At 51.0% G+C, this 17,973-nt stretch carries 15 protein-coding genes (1 of these 15 running past the window's edge); 3 read left to right on the top strand and 12 right to left on the bottom strand.

Features of this window, described 5'->3' with window-relative positions; all coding sequences use genetic code 11:
* The 10 genes from ACJJIL_RS05110 to ACJJIL_RS05065 form a co-directional block, all read right to left on the bottom strand.
* Nucleotides 1–722, bottom strand: partial view of an aspartate kinase gene (locus tag ACJJIL_RS05110; protein ID WP_445361320.1) — the 5' portion only. The gene continues 511 nt to the left of window position 1, outside the view; the window shows 722 of its 1,233 coding nt (coding positions 1–722); the start codon lies at nt 720–722; its stop codon lies beyond the left edge, outside the window.
* Between the two features lie 132 nt (nt 723–854).
* Complete coding sequence (alaS, locus tag ACJJIL_RS05105; protein WP_444941053.1) at nt 855–3,464, bottom strand: alanine--tRNA ligase; 2,610 nt, start codon at nt 3,462–3,464, stop codon at nt 855–857.
* Between the two features lie 72 nt (nt 3,465–3,536).
* Complete coding sequence (locus ACJJIL_RS05100; protein WP_444936405.1) at nt 3,537–3,884, bottom strand: histidine triad nucleotide-binding protein; 348 nt, start codon at nt 3,882–3,884, stop codon at nt 3,537–3,539.
* A gap of 4 nt (nt 3,885–3,888) precedes the next feature.
* Entirely contained in the window at nt 3,889–4,074 is a 186-nt protein-coding gene (locus ACJJIL_RS05095) for a Trm112 family protein (RefSeq protein ID WP_108734085.1), read from the bottom strand.
* Nucleotides 4,075–4,213: 139 nt separating this feature from the next.
* Nucleotides 4,214–5,047: an alpha/beta hydrolase gene (locus ACJJIL_RS05090; protein ID WP_444941051.1), complete on the bottom strand. Its 834-nt coding sequence runs from the start codon at nt 5,045–5,047 to the stop codon at nt 4,214–4,216.
* A gap of 39 nt (nt 5,048–5,086) precedes the next feature.
* Nucleotides 5,087–6,097 carry a class I fructose-bisphosphate aldolase gene (locus tag ACJJIL_RS05085; RefSeq protein WP_444914426.1) on the bottom strand — a complete coding sequence of 337 codons (1,011 nt, stop codon included), beginning with the start codon at nt 6,095–6,097 and terminating at the stop codon, nt 5,087–5,089.
* Between the two features lie 48 nt (nt 6,098–6,145).
* A complete protein-coding gene (glpK, locus tag ACJJIL_RS05080; protein ID WP_444941050.1) occupies nt 6,146–7,624 on the bottom strand; it encodes a glycerol kinase GlpK in 1,479 nt (492 codons plus the stop codon).
* Between the two features lie 99 nt (nt 7,625–7,723).
* Complete coding sequence (locus ACJJIL_RS05075; RefSeq protein WP_444911307.1) at nt 7,724–8,209, bottom strand: regulatory protein RecX; 486 nt, start codon at nt 8,207–8,209, stop codon at nt 7,724–7,726.
* The gene (gene recA, locus ACJJIL_RS05070) at nt 8,210–9,244 is read right to left on the bottom strand and encodes a recombinase RecA (RefSeq protein ID WP_108735301.1); all 1,035 of its coding nucleotides are present in this window, start codon (nt 9,242–9,244) and stop codon (nt 8,210–8,212) included.
* Between the two features lie 174 nt (nt 9,245–9,418).
* The gene (locus ACJJIL_RS05065; RefSeq protein ID WP_445361319.1) at nt 9,419–9,931 is read right to left on the bottom strand and encodes a CinA family protein; all 513 of its coding nucleotides are present in this window, start codon (nt 9,929–9,931) and stop codon (nt 9,419–9,421) included.
* Between the two features lie 710 nt (nt 9,932–10,641).
* Here ACJJIL_RS05065 and ACJJIL_RS05060 point away from each other — a divergent pair.
* Both ACJJIL_RS05060 and ACJJIL_RS05055 read left to right on the top strand, forming a co-directional pair.
* Nucleotides 10,642–12,675 carry a glycoside hydrolase family 16 protein gene (locus ACJJIL_RS05060; protein WP_445361318.1) on the top strand — a complete coding sequence of 678 codons (2,034 nt, stop codon included), beginning with the start codon at nt 10,642–10,644 and terminating at the stop codon, nt 12,673–12,675.
* Nucleotides 12,676–13,193: 518 nt separating this feature from the next.
* On the top strand, nt 13,194–15,926 hold the full coding sequence (locus tag ACJJIL_RS05055; protein ID WP_445361317.1) for a discoidin domain-containing protein: 2,733 nt from the start codon (nt 13,194–13,196) through the stop codon (nt 15,924–15,926).
* Nucleotides 15,927–16,088: 162 nt separating this feature from the next.
* Here the strand turns inward: ACJJIL_RS05055 and ACJJIL_RS05050 are convergent, their stop codons facing one another.
* A complete protein-coding gene (locus ACJJIL_RS05050) occupies nt 16,089–16,523 on the bottom strand; it encodes a GNAT family N-acetyltransferase (RefSeq protein ID WP_445361316.1) in 435 nt (144 codons plus the stop codon).
* Between the two features lie 31 nt (nt 16,524–16,554).
* On the opposite strand from ACJJIL_RS05050, the gene ACJJIL_RS05045 reads away from it, so the two are divergent.
* Entirely contained in the window at nt 16,555–17,160 is a 606-nt protein-coding gene (locus tag ACJJIL_RS05045) for a tRNA-uridine aminocarboxypropyltransferase (RefSeq protein ID WP_445361315.1), read from the top strand.
* 42 nt (nt 17,161–17,202) lie between these two features.
* Here the strand turns inward: ACJJIL_RS05045 and ACJJIL_RS05040 are convergent, their stop codons facing one another.
* The gene (locus tag ACJJIL_RS05040) at nt 17,203–17,973 is read right to left on the bottom strand and encodes a sulfite exporter TauE/SafE family protein (RefSeq protein ID WP_445361314.1); all 771 of its coding nucleotides are present in this window, start codon (nt 17,971–17,973) and stop codon (nt 17,203–17,205) included.

Here is a 17,973-nt window from a genome sequence, read left to right as displayed (position 1 = left end):
CTAATCAGGGTTCCGTTACCCTCTTCAAAAGTTGAAAGTACGCGCAGGGGAACCTTGTATTTACCGGCGAACTCTACGGCGCGGATCTGCAGAACCTTGGAGCCAAGACTGGCCATTTCCAACATTTCTTCAAATGTGATTCGATCGAGTCTGCGTGCACTGTCGACCACTCGAGGGTCAGTGGTATAGACCCCGTCCACGTCGGTATAAATCTGGCACTCGGTAGCATCTAACGCCGCAGCTAACGCCACACCCGTCGTGTCAGACCCGCCGCGCCCAAGTGTGGTGATATTGCCGTCGTCATCCACCCCCTGAAAACCAGCCACAACTATGACTTTGCCTTCATTGAGATCGGTGCGCATTCGCTCCACATCGATACTTTGGATGCGAGCTTTGGTATGAGCATTATCCGTAAGAATTTTTACCTGCCCACCCGTGTAGGAACAGGCGTCATAACCACGCTTCTTCAGAGCCATGCTCAAAAGGGCAATTGTGACCTGCTCTCCTGTGGAAACCAGAACATCCAATTCTCTGGGATCTGGTTTTTCCTGGATTTGATAAGCGAGATCAATCAGGCGATTAGTTTCACCACTCATGGCAGACAAAACGACAACCATGTCATGTCCCTGAGCGCGAAACGCGGCGACTTTATCGGCCACAGCTTCAATTCGCTCAATTGAGCCAACTGAAGTCCCGCCATACTTCTGCACGAACAAACTCATAACTTACTGTGTTTCCTTAGCTCCACAATAAGTACGCTTCCTGCCCAACTCGTGCAGGCGCGCACTTAATCACCAAACCTCTGCGAAATCAACTCAACTACGAATTCAGACCACTAATTTGACAAAACTTAACTAGTTTAAGGATTGCTCTATCCAATTTGGCACTTCTTTCAGCATATTAGGGAGCGCGGACACATCGGTTCCACCACCCTGGGCCATGTCTTTTCGGCCGCCACCCTTGCCGCCCAGTTTCCCGGCAGCAAAGCGCATAAGGTCACCCGCAGAAAGACGATCTGTCAGGTCTTGGGTCACTGCGGCAACCAAAGCCACCTTTTCGTCTCCCGGAGCCGCCAGCAGCACCACGCCACTGCCCAGCTTATTCTTCATTTGATCCGCCAGATCTCTCAGTGATTTGGGGTCAGCTCCATCAATAGAGGTTGCCAGCAACTTAAAGCCCGCCAACTCAATGGCCTGAGCGGAAAGATCTCCGCCAGCACCACTGGCCAACTTGGTTTTTAACTGGGCAATCTCTTTTTCCAGTTTTCGATTGTTAAGCAGCAACTGTTCAACTTTGTCAGCCAAGGAGTCCGGACGCGCCTTAAGCAGAGTCGCTACATGCTCCAGACGCTGCTGCGCCTGATCAAACAGAGACATTGCGTGAGCGCCAGTAACCGCTTCGATTCGGCGCTGGCCGGAAGCAATACCGCTTTCACCAACAATGCGAATCAAACCGATATCACCGGTGCGCTTCACGTGAGTACCGCCACACAACTCAACGGAAAAAGCCTTGTCATCGGTTTTGCCCATGGAAAGTACACGCACAGTATCGCCGTACTTTTCGCCAAACAGAGCCATAGCGCCCATCGCTTTTGCAGACTCAATATCGGTTTCGTGAGTTTCAACTGGGGTATTTGCGCGAATTTGACTATTAACCAGGGATTCAATCGCGTGCAGCTGCTTTGCCGTTACAGCTTCGGGGTGGGAGAAGTCAAAGCGCAGGCGCTCCGAGTCCACCAGGGAACCCTTCTGGGTAACATGCTCGCCCAGCACTTTGCGCAAGGCGGCATGTAATAGATGGGTTGCGGAATGATTCAGGGCGGTGGATTGACGAACATCTGCAGATACGACTGCCTCAAGGGTTTCGCCCACAGCGATGCCCCCCTTCAACACCTTACCAGTATGCAAATGATGCGCGCTCTGCTTGGTGCAATCGCGCACTTCAAAGCGGGCATCAGTGGAACTCAAATAGCCACTATCACCTACTTGACCACCGGACTCTGCGTAGAAGGGGGTCCGATCTAGAACAATTGCACCCTCTTCACCGTCTTCCAGGCGCTCAACCTGCTCACCACCTTTTACGATGGCTAACACTTTGCCTGCTGCCTCGGTCGCGTTGTAACCGAGAAACTCTGTAGCCCCTTCCAGTTCGAGGACATCGGTATAGTCCTGTTTAAATTTACCGGCAGCGCGAGCTCTCTGGCGCTGGGCTTCCATAGCAGCTTCATATCCATCCATATCCAGGGATAGACCGCGCTCACGGGCAATATCCTGGGTTAGGTCTGTTGGGAAGCCGTAAGTATCATGCAGAGTAAATACCAACTCACCGGGGATCTCACTGCCTTCGAGGGAAGCCAGGGCGTCTTCTAGCAGCGCCATTCCCTTATCCAGAGTCTTCGCAAACTGCTCTTCCTCTTTGCGCAGCGCATTCTCAATCACCTGCTGCTTTTCACGCAGCTCCGGGTATGCGTCACCCATCTGCTCGGCGAGCGCTTCTACCAGCTTGTAGAAGAAGATGTCTTTGTGCCCAAGCTTGTGGCCATGGCGCACTGCGCGGCGAATAATGCGGCGAAGTACAAATCCACGGCCTTCGTTGGAAGGCATTACGCCATCGGCAATCAAGAATGAACAAGAGCGGATATGGTCGGCGATCACTCGCAGGGATTTCTCTTCCAGGTCGCTGCAGCCAACCACTTCTCCCGCCGCTTTCAGCAGCGCTTGGAACAAATCAATTTCATAATTGGAGTGTACTCCCTGCATTACGGCGGCAATACGCTCCAGCCCCATGCCGGTATCCACTGAGGGTTTGGGCAGTGGGTGCAGTTCACCATCAGCGGTGCGCTCATACTGCATAAATACCAGGTTCCAGATCTCGATATAGCGATCAAGGTCGTCATTATCGGAACCGGGAGGGCCGCCGGGCACATCGGCACCGTGATCGTAGAAAATCTCAGAACTTGGACCGCAGGGACCAGTGTCACCCATCTGCCAGAAGTTATCCTCGTCGAGACGGGAGAAGCGCTCGGCACTCACTCCCATTTCCTTCAGCCAAATATCAGCGGCTTCATCATCGCTGATATGTACGGTTACCCAAAGACGCTCCTCTGGCAAATTCAATACTTTGGTCAGGAATTCCCAGGCAAAGCGAATCGCTTCGCGCTTGAAGTAGTCGCCGAAGCTAAAGTTACCGAGCATTTCAAAAAACGTGTGGTGCCGTGCGGTGTAACCGACATTTTCAAGGTCGTTATGCTTGCCTCCTGCACGTACACAGCGCTGTGAACTGGTGGCGCGATTGTAGGAACGCTTTTCCTGCCCCAGGAAGGTGTCCTTAAACTGCACCATGCCGGCATTGGTGAATAACAGCGTCGGGTCATTGCCCGGAACCAGGGAACTGGAGGGCACAATGGCATGACCCTGCTCAGCAAAATAATTCAGAAAGGCGTCGCGAATCTGTGCGCTTTTCATCCGGCGTAATTCCACTTCGTTAGTTGAGTTTTATTTGATTGGAGTCAGTGACACGGTGTCACTTCTGTTCCACTACTGTGCCAGCCCCTGTTCGGGCATTCTTTTTTGGGCAAGCAGGTGAACATGCAGGTGAAATACGGTTTGACCTGCGCTTCGACCGTTATTAACTACCAGTCGATAGCCCTCGAGCCCCAGCTTGCGCCCCAATTCTGCCGCCACCCACATAAGGTGGCCGAGCAGGGATTTATCCTCAGCCTGAGCTGCGGATAAATTCACTAGGGGTTTGCGTGGGATAATGAGGAGATGGGTCGGCGCTTGTGGCGCGCGATCCTCAATAACGACACATTGGTCGTCCTCGTAGATCATCTCAGCAGGGATATCTCCCGAGATAATTTGACTGAAAACGCTGGGTTCACCCATTGGTTTACTTTTCCAGCTTTTCCTCGGCTGTCAGCTGCCGCGCTTCAGATTCCAGCATTACCGGTATACCGTCCCGCACCGGATAGGCTAGACCACTGGCCTTGCAGACCAGCTCCTGTGTGTCCTCCCGGTATTCAAGCGGCGCTTTACTCACCGGACATACCAACAGGCTCAGCAACTTTTTATCCATGTTCCACCCCACTATTTTCCCTCGGTAATACTTCCGATGGGCAAAAATGACCGCGTATCATACAATGCTTCATACGCTTTTACACGGTATTCGCCATAGCTTCTGCTGCGCCACCTGCTGGCTTTGCGCTTTTTTACCCTTATATGACAGAAGCAGTCTCTACTGAAACAGAATTGAGATGGCTAAGTAGCAGCTCCCGGGCTAAACGCCCCTCCTCTATTTCATTAAATACCTCATGGTAAGACCTTGAGAAACAGTGCAACTGCTTATTTTTTGACCCCACCTGTCCAAACCACTTGCGGCTGAGTTCCACATCGACAATATGGTCTGATTCCGGCAATAACAGAAGGCAAGGCATGGATATCCCATCCAACCGGCCAGATAAAAACTCCCGCTCCTGCAAAAAAGTCTTAAACCAGCGCAGAGAGATGCTGTGATGCACAAGTTCATCACTGACATACCGCTTGACCACATCCGGACTACGAGATATCCACTGACTATTTATCTGGCTGGAAAGAGCCAAACCCGGAAGCCAGCGAGCCAAAAATAGCGCGAACCATAGCAGGAGGCCTTTTGGCTCACTTTTACCGCGAAAGCCCGGTGCGGAAAGATTTAAACTGTCGACAGATTTATATCGAATAGCACAGCCACAAGCGATAACAGCTCCCATACTGTGGCCAAGAAGATGCATCCCAAGCCCGGGGTTTCCACTTTTTACCAAAGAGAAAAATTCATTTAGATCCTCACTATAAAGTGCAAAATCCTCAATATCCCCGCGCTTCCCATCCGACAATCCATGGCCATAATGATCTAAGGCATAGACACTGTACCCTGCTCGATTGAGATCTTCCGCCAGCTCACTGTAACGCCCACTGTGCTCGCCCAACCCGTGGGATATAACCACTACACCCACAGCTTCTTCTACCCACCAGCGCCGGTAATACAGCGTCACTCCCCTGGTGACAAACTCCATTGCAATCTCCTTATTGATTATTATTTTGCTAGCTAATCGCTATTCCAGGGTTTCGCGGTACCTGCCCAGCATGGCCAAATGATTCATGCGGGACCGTTTAAGTAGCGCTTCCTGGGCTGCTTCAACATTCTCCGGGCGCCCCTGCCAAGCAGCGAGTGCTGGCTCTTGTAGTGCGCGCCCATAGGAAAAGCTCAACTGCCAGGGGCCACCACCTTGCTGATTCATTGCATTGAGATTGGCCGTGGCCTCTTCTGGTCCCTGCCCCCCGGAAAGAAAGTTAATTCCCGGCACTGCTGCGGGGACCGTTCGCCGCAAGCTGCGCAGGGTATATTCGGCCACCTGCTCAGGGTCAGCCGTTTCCGCCTCCGCACCAGGGGTTACCATACTGGGCTTGAGCAACATCAGCTCCAGTATTACCCCGTGCTGGTGGAGTGCATGGAACACAGAGTGCCAAACCCGCTCATTTACCGCCGCACTGCGCTCTATATCGTGCTCACCGTCCATCAGAACCTCTGGCTCGACAATAGGAACCACCCCTTCGGCCTGGCATACCGCTGCATAGCGGGCCAACATCTCAGCATTTGCGGTAAGCCCCAGGCGCGTGGGGTTGTGATGGCCAATAGGATAGACTTCGCGCCACTTGGCGAAGCGAGCTCCTTGCTTTTTATATTGCTGCAAGCGCTCAGACAACCCGTCCAGCCCGTAGGTGATCATATCCCCAGGCGCTCCAGGCAGGGGGCCCTTGCCCTTATCCACCTTTATGCCCGGCACTATCCCCTGTGACGCTGCCACTTCCGGCAAGGGCTGACCCTCGGCATCTTTTTGCCCCAGAGTTTCCTCGAACAAAATAACGCCACTGATACACTCACCCAACCCCTTACAGGACAGCAGCGCAGCACGGTAGTCGCGCCGGTTTTTCTCAGTGGAATCCACTCCAATCGTGGCAAAGCGCTTGGCAATGGTGCCGCCACTCTCATCGGCAGCCAGGATGCCCCTTTGACCATCGACCAAAGTTGCTACAGTTTCCTCCAGCATATCGATATGTGACATCTCTACCCCTCCCTTAGGTTATTACGCTAAGAGGATAGGCGGTCCAGCCTAAAAAGCTTTACAGGCTTTTACCGCCCTCCGCCAACCAGCCAACAACTGCTCCCTCTCCGCCTGAGTCATTGCCGGCATAAAGTCCCTTTCAATTTCCTGCAAACACTCCGGTAATTCCTTTGGTCGCCAGGTTCCACCTCCAATACCAGCCAGCAACGCAGCACCAATAGCCGTCGATTCAATCTGCTGGGGCCGCTCAACACGCAAAGAGGAAATGTCCGCCTGGAATTGCATCAGGAAATTATTCGCGCAAGCACCCCCATCCACACGCATATGGGTAATCGGCAAGCCCAGGGCCTGCTCCATCAAGCGGGCCAGCTCATCACTCTGGTAAGCTATAGATTCCAAAGTGGCACGCACCACCTCAGCTCGACCAGCCCCCCGACTCAAGCCACAAATAGTCCCCCGTGCCGATGGGTCCCAGTGCGGCGCACCCAGTCCACTAAATGCAGGCACAAGATAAACGCCACGGGTATGAGGAATACTCTGGGCGATAATTTCGGTATCCACCGCCTGCTGGATCATTCCCATCTCGTCCCGCAGCCACTGTATAGCGGAGCCCGCTGTGAAAACTGAACCCTCTACGGCATAGGCCGGATTACCCTGGGCATCACAGGCCACTGTAGCCAGCAACCCCTGGGGTAGCTCAGGGCGATCCTCGCCGGCAAAAGCCAGCATAAAGCAGCCAGTTCCGTAGGTGTTTTTTATACTACCGGGCTCGGTACAACCCTGGCCAAACAGTGCTGCCTGCTGATCCCCGGCAACACCACAAATCGGAGCCGATGTGCCGAGAAAAGCGTGGGGGTCTGTATCGGTAAAGTGGCCAGCCGACGGTAGAATTCTGGGAAGAATGGATTCAGGGCACTGGAAAAAATCCAGCAGCTCACTATCCCAGGCTTTATCTTTTATGTTGTACAGGAGGGTACGACTAGCATTGGTGTGATCGGTGAGATGGGCTTTGCCACCGCTCATTTTCCAGATCAACCAGCTATCTACGGTGCCGAAACACAGGTCGCCATTTTGAGCTCGGGTTAGTAAATCCGGGTTACGGCGGAACAGCCAAGTCAACTTACTTGCGGAAAAGTAAGCATCCAGCAATAGGCCACTGCGCTCTCGCAACCAATCAGACCTGCCGAGTTCCCCCAACTCCCGGCATACCTCCGCCGAGCGCCGGCACTGCCACACAATCGCAGGAAAAACCGGCTCGCCGGTATACCTATCCCAGACGATCGTGGTCTCGCGCTGGTTAGTAATTCCCACTGCGGTGATATCCGACGCGCGAACACCAGCGCGCTGGAGTGCTGCGGCACAGACCCGGAGAGTTACCGACCAAATCTCTTCCGCATCCTGCTCAACCCAGCCAGGCTGGGGATAACGATTGGGAATTTCCGAGTAACTGCGACCAATCAGGTGGCCCTTACTATCGAAGATAAAAGCTGTGGTACCAGTGGTGCCCTGGTCAATAGACAGGATCATAGGGTTCTCGCGCTTATTCTTTTAGTCTCTTTCTGTACCTGAAAAATGGCCGAAACCTATCGACCAGTCATTCAGGTAGTAGTCAGAGTATAAGCCCGATTAATTGCCGTCCAGCGCCCAGCTAATCGCGTCCGTGGGGAAGCCCCGGTAAGCCAGGTATCGCTGGCGCCGCGCTCGCTCCTTCATCCACTGATCCCGTGGAAGCTCTGCGCTCATAGGGGCCCGGTATTTTCTCTGAAGCATTTCCGCAGCTAACTCAAACCAATCCACTTCCAACTGATCCAGCGCCTGGGCAATTAGTTCACCGCGCACGCCGCGCTGCTGTAGCTCATGGCGAATACGCATCGGCCCCTGACCGCGCTGGACACGGGAGCGGGCAAAAACTTCGGCAAAGCGTTGATCGGATTGATAGTTGAGTTCGTGTAGGCGCTCAAAAAGCGTGTCGAAATCGGCGCTGGGGAATTTTGCCGCGAGCTTTTGCCTCAATTCATGGCGGGAGTGCTCGCGGCGGGTCAACAGCTCAAGCGCCGCGCTGAAAAGCGCTTGAGCTGGATCAGCGGAAAAATCCGCTTTTGAGTACGGCATTTACTCTTCCGGTAATTCCGCAGCCTCTTCAGGGGTCGCAGGCACTAAATCACCGAGCAGCTGCGCACGCAACTGACCTTCAATCTCGTTGCGAATGTCGGGGTTATCGCGCAGGAACTTGGTAGCGTTCGCCTTGCCCTGGCCAATCTTGTCGCCCTTGTAGCTGTACCAAGCCCCAGCTTTATCCACCAGTCCCATCTTCACGCCGTAATCGACGATTTCACCAATCATGTTAATGCCTTCGCCATACATGATCTGGAACTCGGTCTGCTTAAACGGAGGAGCTACCTTGTTCTTAACCACTTTCACTCGGGTTTCGTTACCGACCACCTCATCGCCATCTTTAACGGAGCCGATACGACGGATATCCAAGCGTACAGAAGAGTAGAACTTGAGGGCATTACCACCAGTGGTGGTTTCAGGGCTGCCGAACATAACACCGATCTTCATGCGGATCTGGTTAATGAAAATCGCCAGGGTGTTGGTGTTCTTGATATTACCAGTGAGCTTACGCAGAGCCTGGGACATCAAACGAGCCTGCAAGCCCACATGGGAATCACCCATCTCACCTTCGATCTCAGCGCGCGGGGTCAGGGCCGCAACGGAGTCCACTACAAGCACATCAACGGCACCGGAGCGCACTAGCATATCGGCAACTTCCAGAGCCTGCTCACCGGTATCCGGCTGGGATACGATCAACTCATCGACGTTGACACCCAGTTTTTCAGCATAGATAGGGTCGAGGGCGTGCTCAGCATCCACGAAAGCACAAGTACCACCATTGCGCTGGGCCTCGGCAATCACCTGCAAGGTGAGGGTGGTTTTACCGGAGGATTCTGGCCCATAGATTTCAACGATACGGCCACGCGGCAAGCCGCCTATACCCAGGGCCACATCCAAGCCGAGGGAGCCGGTAGAGATCGCAGGAATACGCTCGCGCTCCTTATCTCCCATACGCATCACAGTGCCTTTACCGAACTGACGTTCAATCTGAGATAGCGCCGCTTTTAATGCCTTGTCTTTATTGGAATCCATGACCATTCCCGTATTTCTGAGCTGAATTGAGTGGTGGCAAGCTTAACGAAGGATTACTGTATAGGCAACCAGTAATTCCTCATACTGAGTACCAGCTTCAGGCTGAGCGAGCCTCGCTTCAAAAAGAAGTCTGAAGCTGGAGCAAACGAACAAAGATTGACCCGGCGGACAGGTTCAAACCGGGTGCTCACGGACAACCTTTAACATTCCCTTCAGCGCCTCAACGACCGTCTGCGATTGCACCTCTGCCCGGTTACCACTGAACAGAAAACACTTCGCATCAATCTGCACTGGCTCTTGCCCCTCCGCATGGGCCCAGGCGATCCAAACTGTACCTACCGGCTTCTCGGCAGTGCCACCATCAGGCCCCGCGATACCACTGACCGCAACGGCGAGATTGGCATCCATCATCGCCAGAACCCCACAAGCCATCTGCCGAGCGACCGGCTCACTCACAGCCCCAAACTGCTTGAGATCATTGCTGTCGACACCCAGAACACCGTTCTTGATACGATTCGCATAGCTCACGATCGATCCATCAAACCAATTCGAAGCACCCGCTATAGAGGTAATAGCCGCCGCAATCGCACCACCGGTGCAAGATTCTGCCGACGTCACACGCCAATCTCTCTTTTCCAGCTCCCCGCCCAACTCTCTGGCAAGCTCAGTTATCTCTCTGTATTCCACCGTTTCTTCCTATTCAACCGCTCCTGGGCCACAACCAAATATTACAGCACAGAAGTGGGCTCTTATTCTGGGTGCCGACCTGCAGCAAGCTTACAAATTCCATTTTAAGTAAGCTGCCCCATACCAAATATACAACCGCCTCTCAGTGGTGAAGCCACAACCCCTTCAAAAAATCAATCCACGCCGGCTGCACACTGGCGCCGACACCAAAAGATAAATCTCACGCTGTCGAAGCGCTCGTAAGCGGCGGCAGCACTCTAGAAAAGTAAAACTACCTATGGGAACCGGGTTGCCAATTCTAATTTCCGCCGCCGGCCCACCTTCAAATTAGAATTTAAATTTTAAAAGGAGTCTTAAATCAGCAAATAATTTCAAGCGGGCAATCCAATAAGCAACAGCAAATTTAAAAATAAAAACGTAAACAATGTAAAAACACATTAATACGCACTGGCTGATTCTAATTTTAAAGCAGAAAAATTTTGTATATGCGATAAGTTGGACCAGTCTCACGATAAAGGGCCCGGGCTTTCCCTATGCAACAATCGGCTTTTTGTTAGTCTGTTACTGCTGTACTGAATATATAAATATCACAATAAAAAAGCAGATAAATCCCCAAGCCCAACAAGCATTAATCATCGTGGCAGATCACCGCCATTATAAAAATACAATGAAGTTGGCACCCCCATAGATAATTAAAGAAAGACAAAATCATGAATTTAAAAAAATCAGCGATCGCGGCTGCTATTGTAGGCGCCTGTGTGTCCTCACTTGCCAATTCAAAAACTTTGGTCTGGGAAGATAATTTCGACGGCGACAGTATTGATAAGTCCGTTTGGACTTACGATGTGGGCAACTCAGGCTGGGGTAACAATGAGCTGCAAACCTACACCGATGATAGCGCCAATGCCTATGTCGAAGATGGCAACCTTATTATTCAAGCACTGCAAAACGACGACGGCAGTTTTACTTCCGCCCGCCTGAAATCCCTGGGTCGTATGACTTATAAATACGGCACCATTGAAGCCCGCATTAAATTACCCGACCTGGAGGCCGGATTGTGGCCCGCCTTCTGGCAGCTGGGTGGCGACTACGGCCAAGTGGGATGGCCCGCTTGCGGCGAACTGGATATTCTCGAGGCGGGCATGGCCGACGCTCTCAGTGCCGGCACGGTCAACTCAGAAGTTTCCGGCGCTTTCCATTGGTGGCATGAATCCGATGATTACACCGGCCAGGCAGACTACGGCCAATCGAAAAACCTTGTTGATGACTTCGGCTCCAGCACTGACCTCACTGAGGACTACCATATTTTCGGTATGACCTGGACACCGGACAGCATCGTCATGTGGGTCGACGACGAAGCCAATGAAATTATTAGCATCGGCAGTGAAGACCCCGCATTTAACGAGTTCCGTCAACACCACTTCCTGATCCTGAACTTAGCGGTAGGTGGCGTCTTCCCAGAGATTTACGCTAACAGTGAAATCACCGCACCGATGCCCGCCAGAATGTATGTGGACTATGTTCGCATCTACGATAACGACGACAGCAGCTACAGCACAGAAATCTCCCTGGCAGAAGACACTGCCAAAACAGGTGATATCGGCGTATTTTCCGAGGGCAGTAACCTCTCCGAATCCCTGGAGCTCGGCACCGATACCGAGCTGTATGTCTGGAACCAGAACAGCATGTCAGCTACTGTCAGCGCCGAAGCTGCCGAGGGTGATGAAGCCCTCGAGTTTGATATTACCGCTGGTGAATGGTTCGGTATGGGTTTCTGGATGCATTATGACCTAAACCTAATGAACTACGAAAACGGTCATCTCAATTTCAAAATGAAAACCACCAGCAGCCAAACTATCGGCATTGGTATTTCCAGTACTGGTGGCGGAGATGCCTGGGTAGACCTGGTGGATGGTGATGGTACCTACGGCCTGGAGCGCGATGGCGAATGGCATCAGGTAAGTATCCCCCTGAGTAAATTGGGAGTGGACTTCAACACTATCAGTCAGGCATTTATGATTCGAGGTGATGCCGCCTCTGAAGATTTTGTCCTATCCATTGACGATATCTACTTTAGCGAAAGTGTGGAAAAAACAGCCCCAACCGGTGTCTTTTCTCTCTACACCGAAACTACAGAGGCCAATTCAACTTTCACACTGGGAACTGATGGCAACCTGTATATTTGGGGCGATACCCTGCTAGAGGCCACTCAAACCCCATTCGAAGGTGAAGAATCCCTCTCCTATTATTCCTCCGGGGCCGGCTGGTTCGGAATGGCATTTACTGCCGACAGCTACTACGATCTATCCGCTTTCGATAATGATACTGCAACACTGAATTTCGCCCTGAAAACCGGCTCAGATACCACCTTTAAGATTGGCATGAAGAGCGGTAGCGTCAACGATATTGGCCAACAGTGGATTGAGTTTACCAGCGGCTCCGATCCTTATGAATTCGCGCGGGATGGCGAGTGGCACCAGATATCAATCCCCGTTACTGATTTCAGTAGCGAGGTAGATATGTCAAATGTTATTCAGTTATTTGAACTACTGGGCGTCGATGGAGATATCAGCGATATTGAAATTGACGATATCTATTTCTCCGGCGGAAGCTCAGATAGCGATAGTAATGACAACTGTCGCCCACACTCCCACAAGTGCCACCCTCATCATAAAAGGCACAAGCATCGCCATGGAAACTGCACCCCACCTGCACGGTGCGCACAGGGACCCCGTAGACATTAAAAATACAAGGGCGCCGCTAAATAGCAGCGCCCTTTTCTTTTTTACGCCACCCAATTTTTTCACCAGCATCAAAACCCGCCCTGTCTGCCGGCAGATATTATCTTTTAAAGATATGATCCTGTGTGAGGGAAAGCACAACAACAATAAACCCAGGTTAAATTTGCTTGCACTTTTGCCCAACACAGAAAGATCAAAAACAGAATTCCCGCACAAAACACTTGCAAACAAAAACACAAAAAGGAATTTATTTTCTTGTAAAAAAATTACAAGGAAATAATTTTTTAAGCGTATGCGACAAGCAGGACTACAACTACGATAAGGGGGCCAGATTCGCTTTCCTGTGGAACAATCGTTTTGCTAGGCTTTGCCCGTGACCAGCACCTGTTTTTCGTGTGAATTTTAGGCAATTACAATTTAAGTAATCTGCATTCATTAAATCCACAAGCAACATTTGACTGAGTCACACCATTCCTATCAGGCGTTTTATTCTTATAAATAATTAACAACGAAAGAAAATTATGATTATTAAAAAATCAGCGATAGCCGCAGCTATTGTCGGCACCTTTGTGTCCTCAATAGCCAATGCAAAAACTTTGGTCTGGGAAGATAATTTTGACGGAGACACTATCGATACCTCCGTCTGGACCTACGATGTTGGCAACTCCGGCTGGGGTAACGACGAGTTACAAAATTATACCGATGATAGCGACAACGCTTATATCGAAGACGGCAACCTGATTATTCAGGCCGTACAGGAAAGTGACGGCAGTTTTACTTCTGCTCGCCTAAAGTCGCTCGGGCGTCTGTCCTACAAATACGGAACCATTGAAGCTCGAATTAAATTGCCGGATTTGGATGCAGGACTATGGCCAGCATTCTGGCAACTGGGCAGCGACTACGGTCAAGCCGGCTGGCCTGCCTGTGGCGAACTGGATATTCTCGAAGCGGGTATGGCCGAAGCGCTAGAAGCCGGCGTCGTAAATTCTGAAATTTCCGGAGCCTTCCACTGGTGGCACGAGTCCGACGACTACACCGGACAAGCAGATTATGGTGTATCGCAAAACCTGGTTGAGGACTTCGGTTCCAGCTCCGACCTCACTGAGGATTACCATATCTTCGGCATGACCTGGACGCCCGATAGCATCGTTATGTGGGTGGACGACGAATCCAACCAAATCGCAGCTTTGACGGATACCAGTGATTCCGCCTTCGATGAATTTCGCCAGCATAACTTTTTAATTCTCAACCTGGCAGTAGGCGGCATCTTCCCGCAGATCTATGACAACAGCGAGATCACTGCCCCAATGCCCGCGAAAATGTATGTTGACTACGTACGTATCTACGACAACGATGACAGCAGCTACAGCACCGAGCTCTCCCTGGCTACCGATACCGCAAAAAGCGGCAACCTGGGCGTGTTCGGGGACAGCAGCGATATTTCCGAATCCCTGACGTTTGGCACTGATATCGAGCTCTACGTCTGGAACAATATGGAAAGCCAATCCAGCGTCGATGAGAGTGATGCCCTGGAGTTCCAAATCGATACCGGCGAATGGTATGGCATGGGTGTATGGATGCACTACGACCTGAATTTGATGAACTATCAAAATGGTCACCTGAACTTCCGTATGAAAACCACTAGCGAAGAGACTATCGGCATCGGTATTAACAGTACCAGCGGTGGTGAGTCCTGGGTGGACCTGAGCGTAGATGGCGATACTTTTGGCCTGGAGCGCGATGGGCAATGGCACGAGGTGAGTATCCCCCTGAGCAAATTTGGGGTGGACTACAACACCATTAGCCAGGCATTTATGGTGCGCGGCGATGGACCGTCAGAAGCCTTTACCCTGTCCATTGACGATATTTACTTTAGTGAGAGCGTCGAAAAAACCACGCCAAGCGGTACCTTCTCCCTATACAGTGAAAACACCGAGGCCGACTCCAGTTTCGAACTGGGCACTGATGGCAATCTGTATATCTGGGGCGAAACCCTGATCGAAACTTCTCCTTCCCCTTACGAAGGCTCTGAATCCCTGTCCTACACCTCCGCAGGTGCTGGCTGGTTTGGCATGGCTTTCACTGCTGACTATTACTACGACATGTCAGCCTTCGACAACGATACCGCCACGCTCAATTTTGCTTTGAAAAGCAGCTCCACCACGACCTTTAAGATCGGCATGAAGAGCGGCAGCATTGACGATGTAGAACAAAAGTGGATTGACTTTGCCAATGGCGCCGATCCCTACGGTTTCGCACGGGATGGCCAGTGGCACCAGATCTCTATCCCCGTAAGCGACTTCAGTGACGAAGTAGACATGTCTAACGTAGTTCAACTATTCGAGCTTCTAGGCGTAGATGGAGAAATCAGCGATATCGAGATCGACAATATCTACTTCTCCGGTGGTATTGGCGGCAACGATGACTCCGGTGACGATTCCGATAGTGGAGGCGACGAGGGCGACAGCGAAGACTCTGGCGATAGCGGTGAAGCTGGCAGCCAGGACCTGATTGCACAGGCTACCGTCACCGCCAGCAACGAAATCCAGCCCATCGCAAATGCAGTTGATGGCAACAGCAGCACCCGCTGGGAAAGCGCCCATGGCGGTGACTCAGAATGGGTACTACTGGACCTGGGTGAGGCAGAAGCTCTGAACACCCTGACAATCGACTGGGAAACCGCCAACGCTGCGACCTATGCGGTACAAGGCAGTAACGACACTATTTCCTGGACCACACTGGCCAACTTTAGTGGTGGTAGCGCCGGAGAGAGAACCGATGAGCACTCCCTGAGTGGAAGCTATCGATATGTGCGCCTGTACTTCACTGAGCGCAGCACAAGCTATGGCTACTCCATCTGGGAGCTGGGCTTAACTGGTGGCGACGGTCAGGCTTCAAGTATCTCTGCAACCTCTGAACTGCAAAGTGCTGAACTGGCAATCGACGGAGATAGCAATACCCGCTGGGAGAGCGCCCACGGTGTGGACAATGTCAGCCTGACTTATGACTTGGGCTCTGTACAGTCCATTGGCACCCTCAATATCGACTGGGAAACTGCCAATGCGGCTGCCTACACTCTGCTCGGCAGTACCGATGGTAGCAACTGGACAACTGTTGAGTCATTTTCTGGAATGGGAACCGGTGAACGCACCGACGCAATTACCGTAGAGGGAAACTACCGTTACCTGAAGATTGACTGCACCGAACGCAATACCGTGTACGGCTACTCCATTTGGGAAATTAGCACTTACTAATAGCAGCTGGTAGTAGCAACTAGGGCAGCACTTTTACAGTGCTGCCCTACCTATAAACTGCCACCGAAAGAACTAAAATTCCAAAGCTAGAGGTGCTAAACACCTTTGCACAGTAATTCTTTCTAATTCAAAGCCAACCTGAAAATAATAACCTTCCCAAGGCTAACGGTAGACCATCGCCAGAATCGAGCGCCCCTGCTTCACGTAACCGCGGAATAAATCCCCAACAGGGCCACTTAACTCATTCACTTCAACCCTATCAAACCCCAAAGAGGAGTAAAAAGGCTCTAGGTGGTCGTAGGGAAATGTATAGGTGTCACTATCAAAACGTTCAGCAAGGAGCGTCAACAGCTGCCTTGCAACACCCTGCCCTTGATGATCTGGTGCAACAGCAACTCCGGCCAGGAGCTTAAAGGTCTCATAGCGCCGCAAATAACCGCAGGCAATCACCTCCCCCCGTTCGCCGCGCACTATCCCGCAGTTCTCATGGCGTTTGGCTTTGCCACGAAATCCATACATGCGATAAAATTTGTTCGCTAGCGGAATCTCTATATCTGCCAGCCACTGAACACTATTAGAAGGCTGCGTTTTCGCCATAAACCTGCCCCTGTACCCCTGAAGTAGAAAAATGCCCAGAGAGACCTGTAGCACCTGCCTGCGCCCGCCCAATGTCTGCTACTGCAGTGCGTTGGTGAGCCTGGCTAATACCATAAAAGTGGTGATCATACAGCACCCACATGAAGAGAAGCACCCGTTCAATACCGGGCGTATGGCGAACCTGTGTTTAAATAACAGTGAATTGCTTATTTCTGAAACTCTTCCTAATCAACAGTTGGAAAGGCTACTCGATACACCCAGCGCTCTACTCTATCCGTCACTATCATGGCTACCCCAAACACCCCGATTAGCTGAAGGGAATAATATCCCTAGCCACCAGAATCAGCTGGAAAAGATTGAACAGCTAATTGTTATTGATGCGACTTGGAAAAAATCTAAAAAGATTCTTCACCTGAATCCCAAGCTACAACAGCTTCCAAGAGTCAATCTCAGTGGGGACTTGAAATCCAACTACGCTATTCGGAAAACCACCGTTGCGGATGGTCTATCAACCATTGAAAGTATTGCCTTGGCTATGGCTCAACTTGAAGATAAAAATGAGTATTCCAAGCTTCTGCAACCATTTGAAAAGATGATTAGCCTGCAACAGCAGAGCTATTCAGTAGAGCCAGCTTAGGGTATTTGGCTATCACAGTCAGCGAGGCCTCAAGCAGAGAACCTAAACAATCACACCACCAGGAAATATCAAATTAGAAATCCCCTGATAGGTCAGCACACACATAAAAATTGATAAGGCATATCGAATAATTGATCGATATCGCTCTTCATCAATCCTCGATTGAAGCTTAAATCCGATAATTAGTCCAAAATATGCAAATACGGTAATTGCAGATAGCGACATCAACTCCAAATCATCAAAACTCAAGTAAACTGAAAGCACAGAAAGCTGTATCAGCTTGCCAATCAAAAAACAAATATTGGAAATAAGGATTACTTCCTTTGAAGACTTGGCAACTTCCAATAAGTAAATCATCAGTAGAGGCGCAATCGCATTAGTCGCGCCACCAATCACCCCAGCCAAGCCGCCCATAATGACAGGAAAAAGTACTGGCCGACTGGAGAATTTGGACAGATAACCCCTTAAACGATTGGAAAACAGGTAAATCAAGATTGATACTGCCAGTAACAACTTGAGAATATCCGGATTTGCCCAGGTTAACAGCCATGTTCCGGTAAGGCTTCCAAGAGACACCAACAATATTACTAAACTATATTTGGAAAAATTAATCCTATAATCTCGACACTTATAAAGACTGGATATAATTACCAAAAGCGACGGCAGGATGGTTAACACTACTGCCGTTTTCAAATCATAAGCAAGTGCCAGAATAGGCGTCGCAAGCATTGGGAAACCAAATCCCAATGCTCCGTGAGCCATACCTGCTACCAGAATAAGCAACAACCCAACTATAACTATCTCTATGACCAC

This window comes from Microbulbifer maximicatervae (SeqCode), assembly GCF_052468095.1.
The sequence above is the reverse complement of the archived record's forward strand: the minus strand, read 5'-3'. Positions and strand labels throughout refer to the sequence as shown.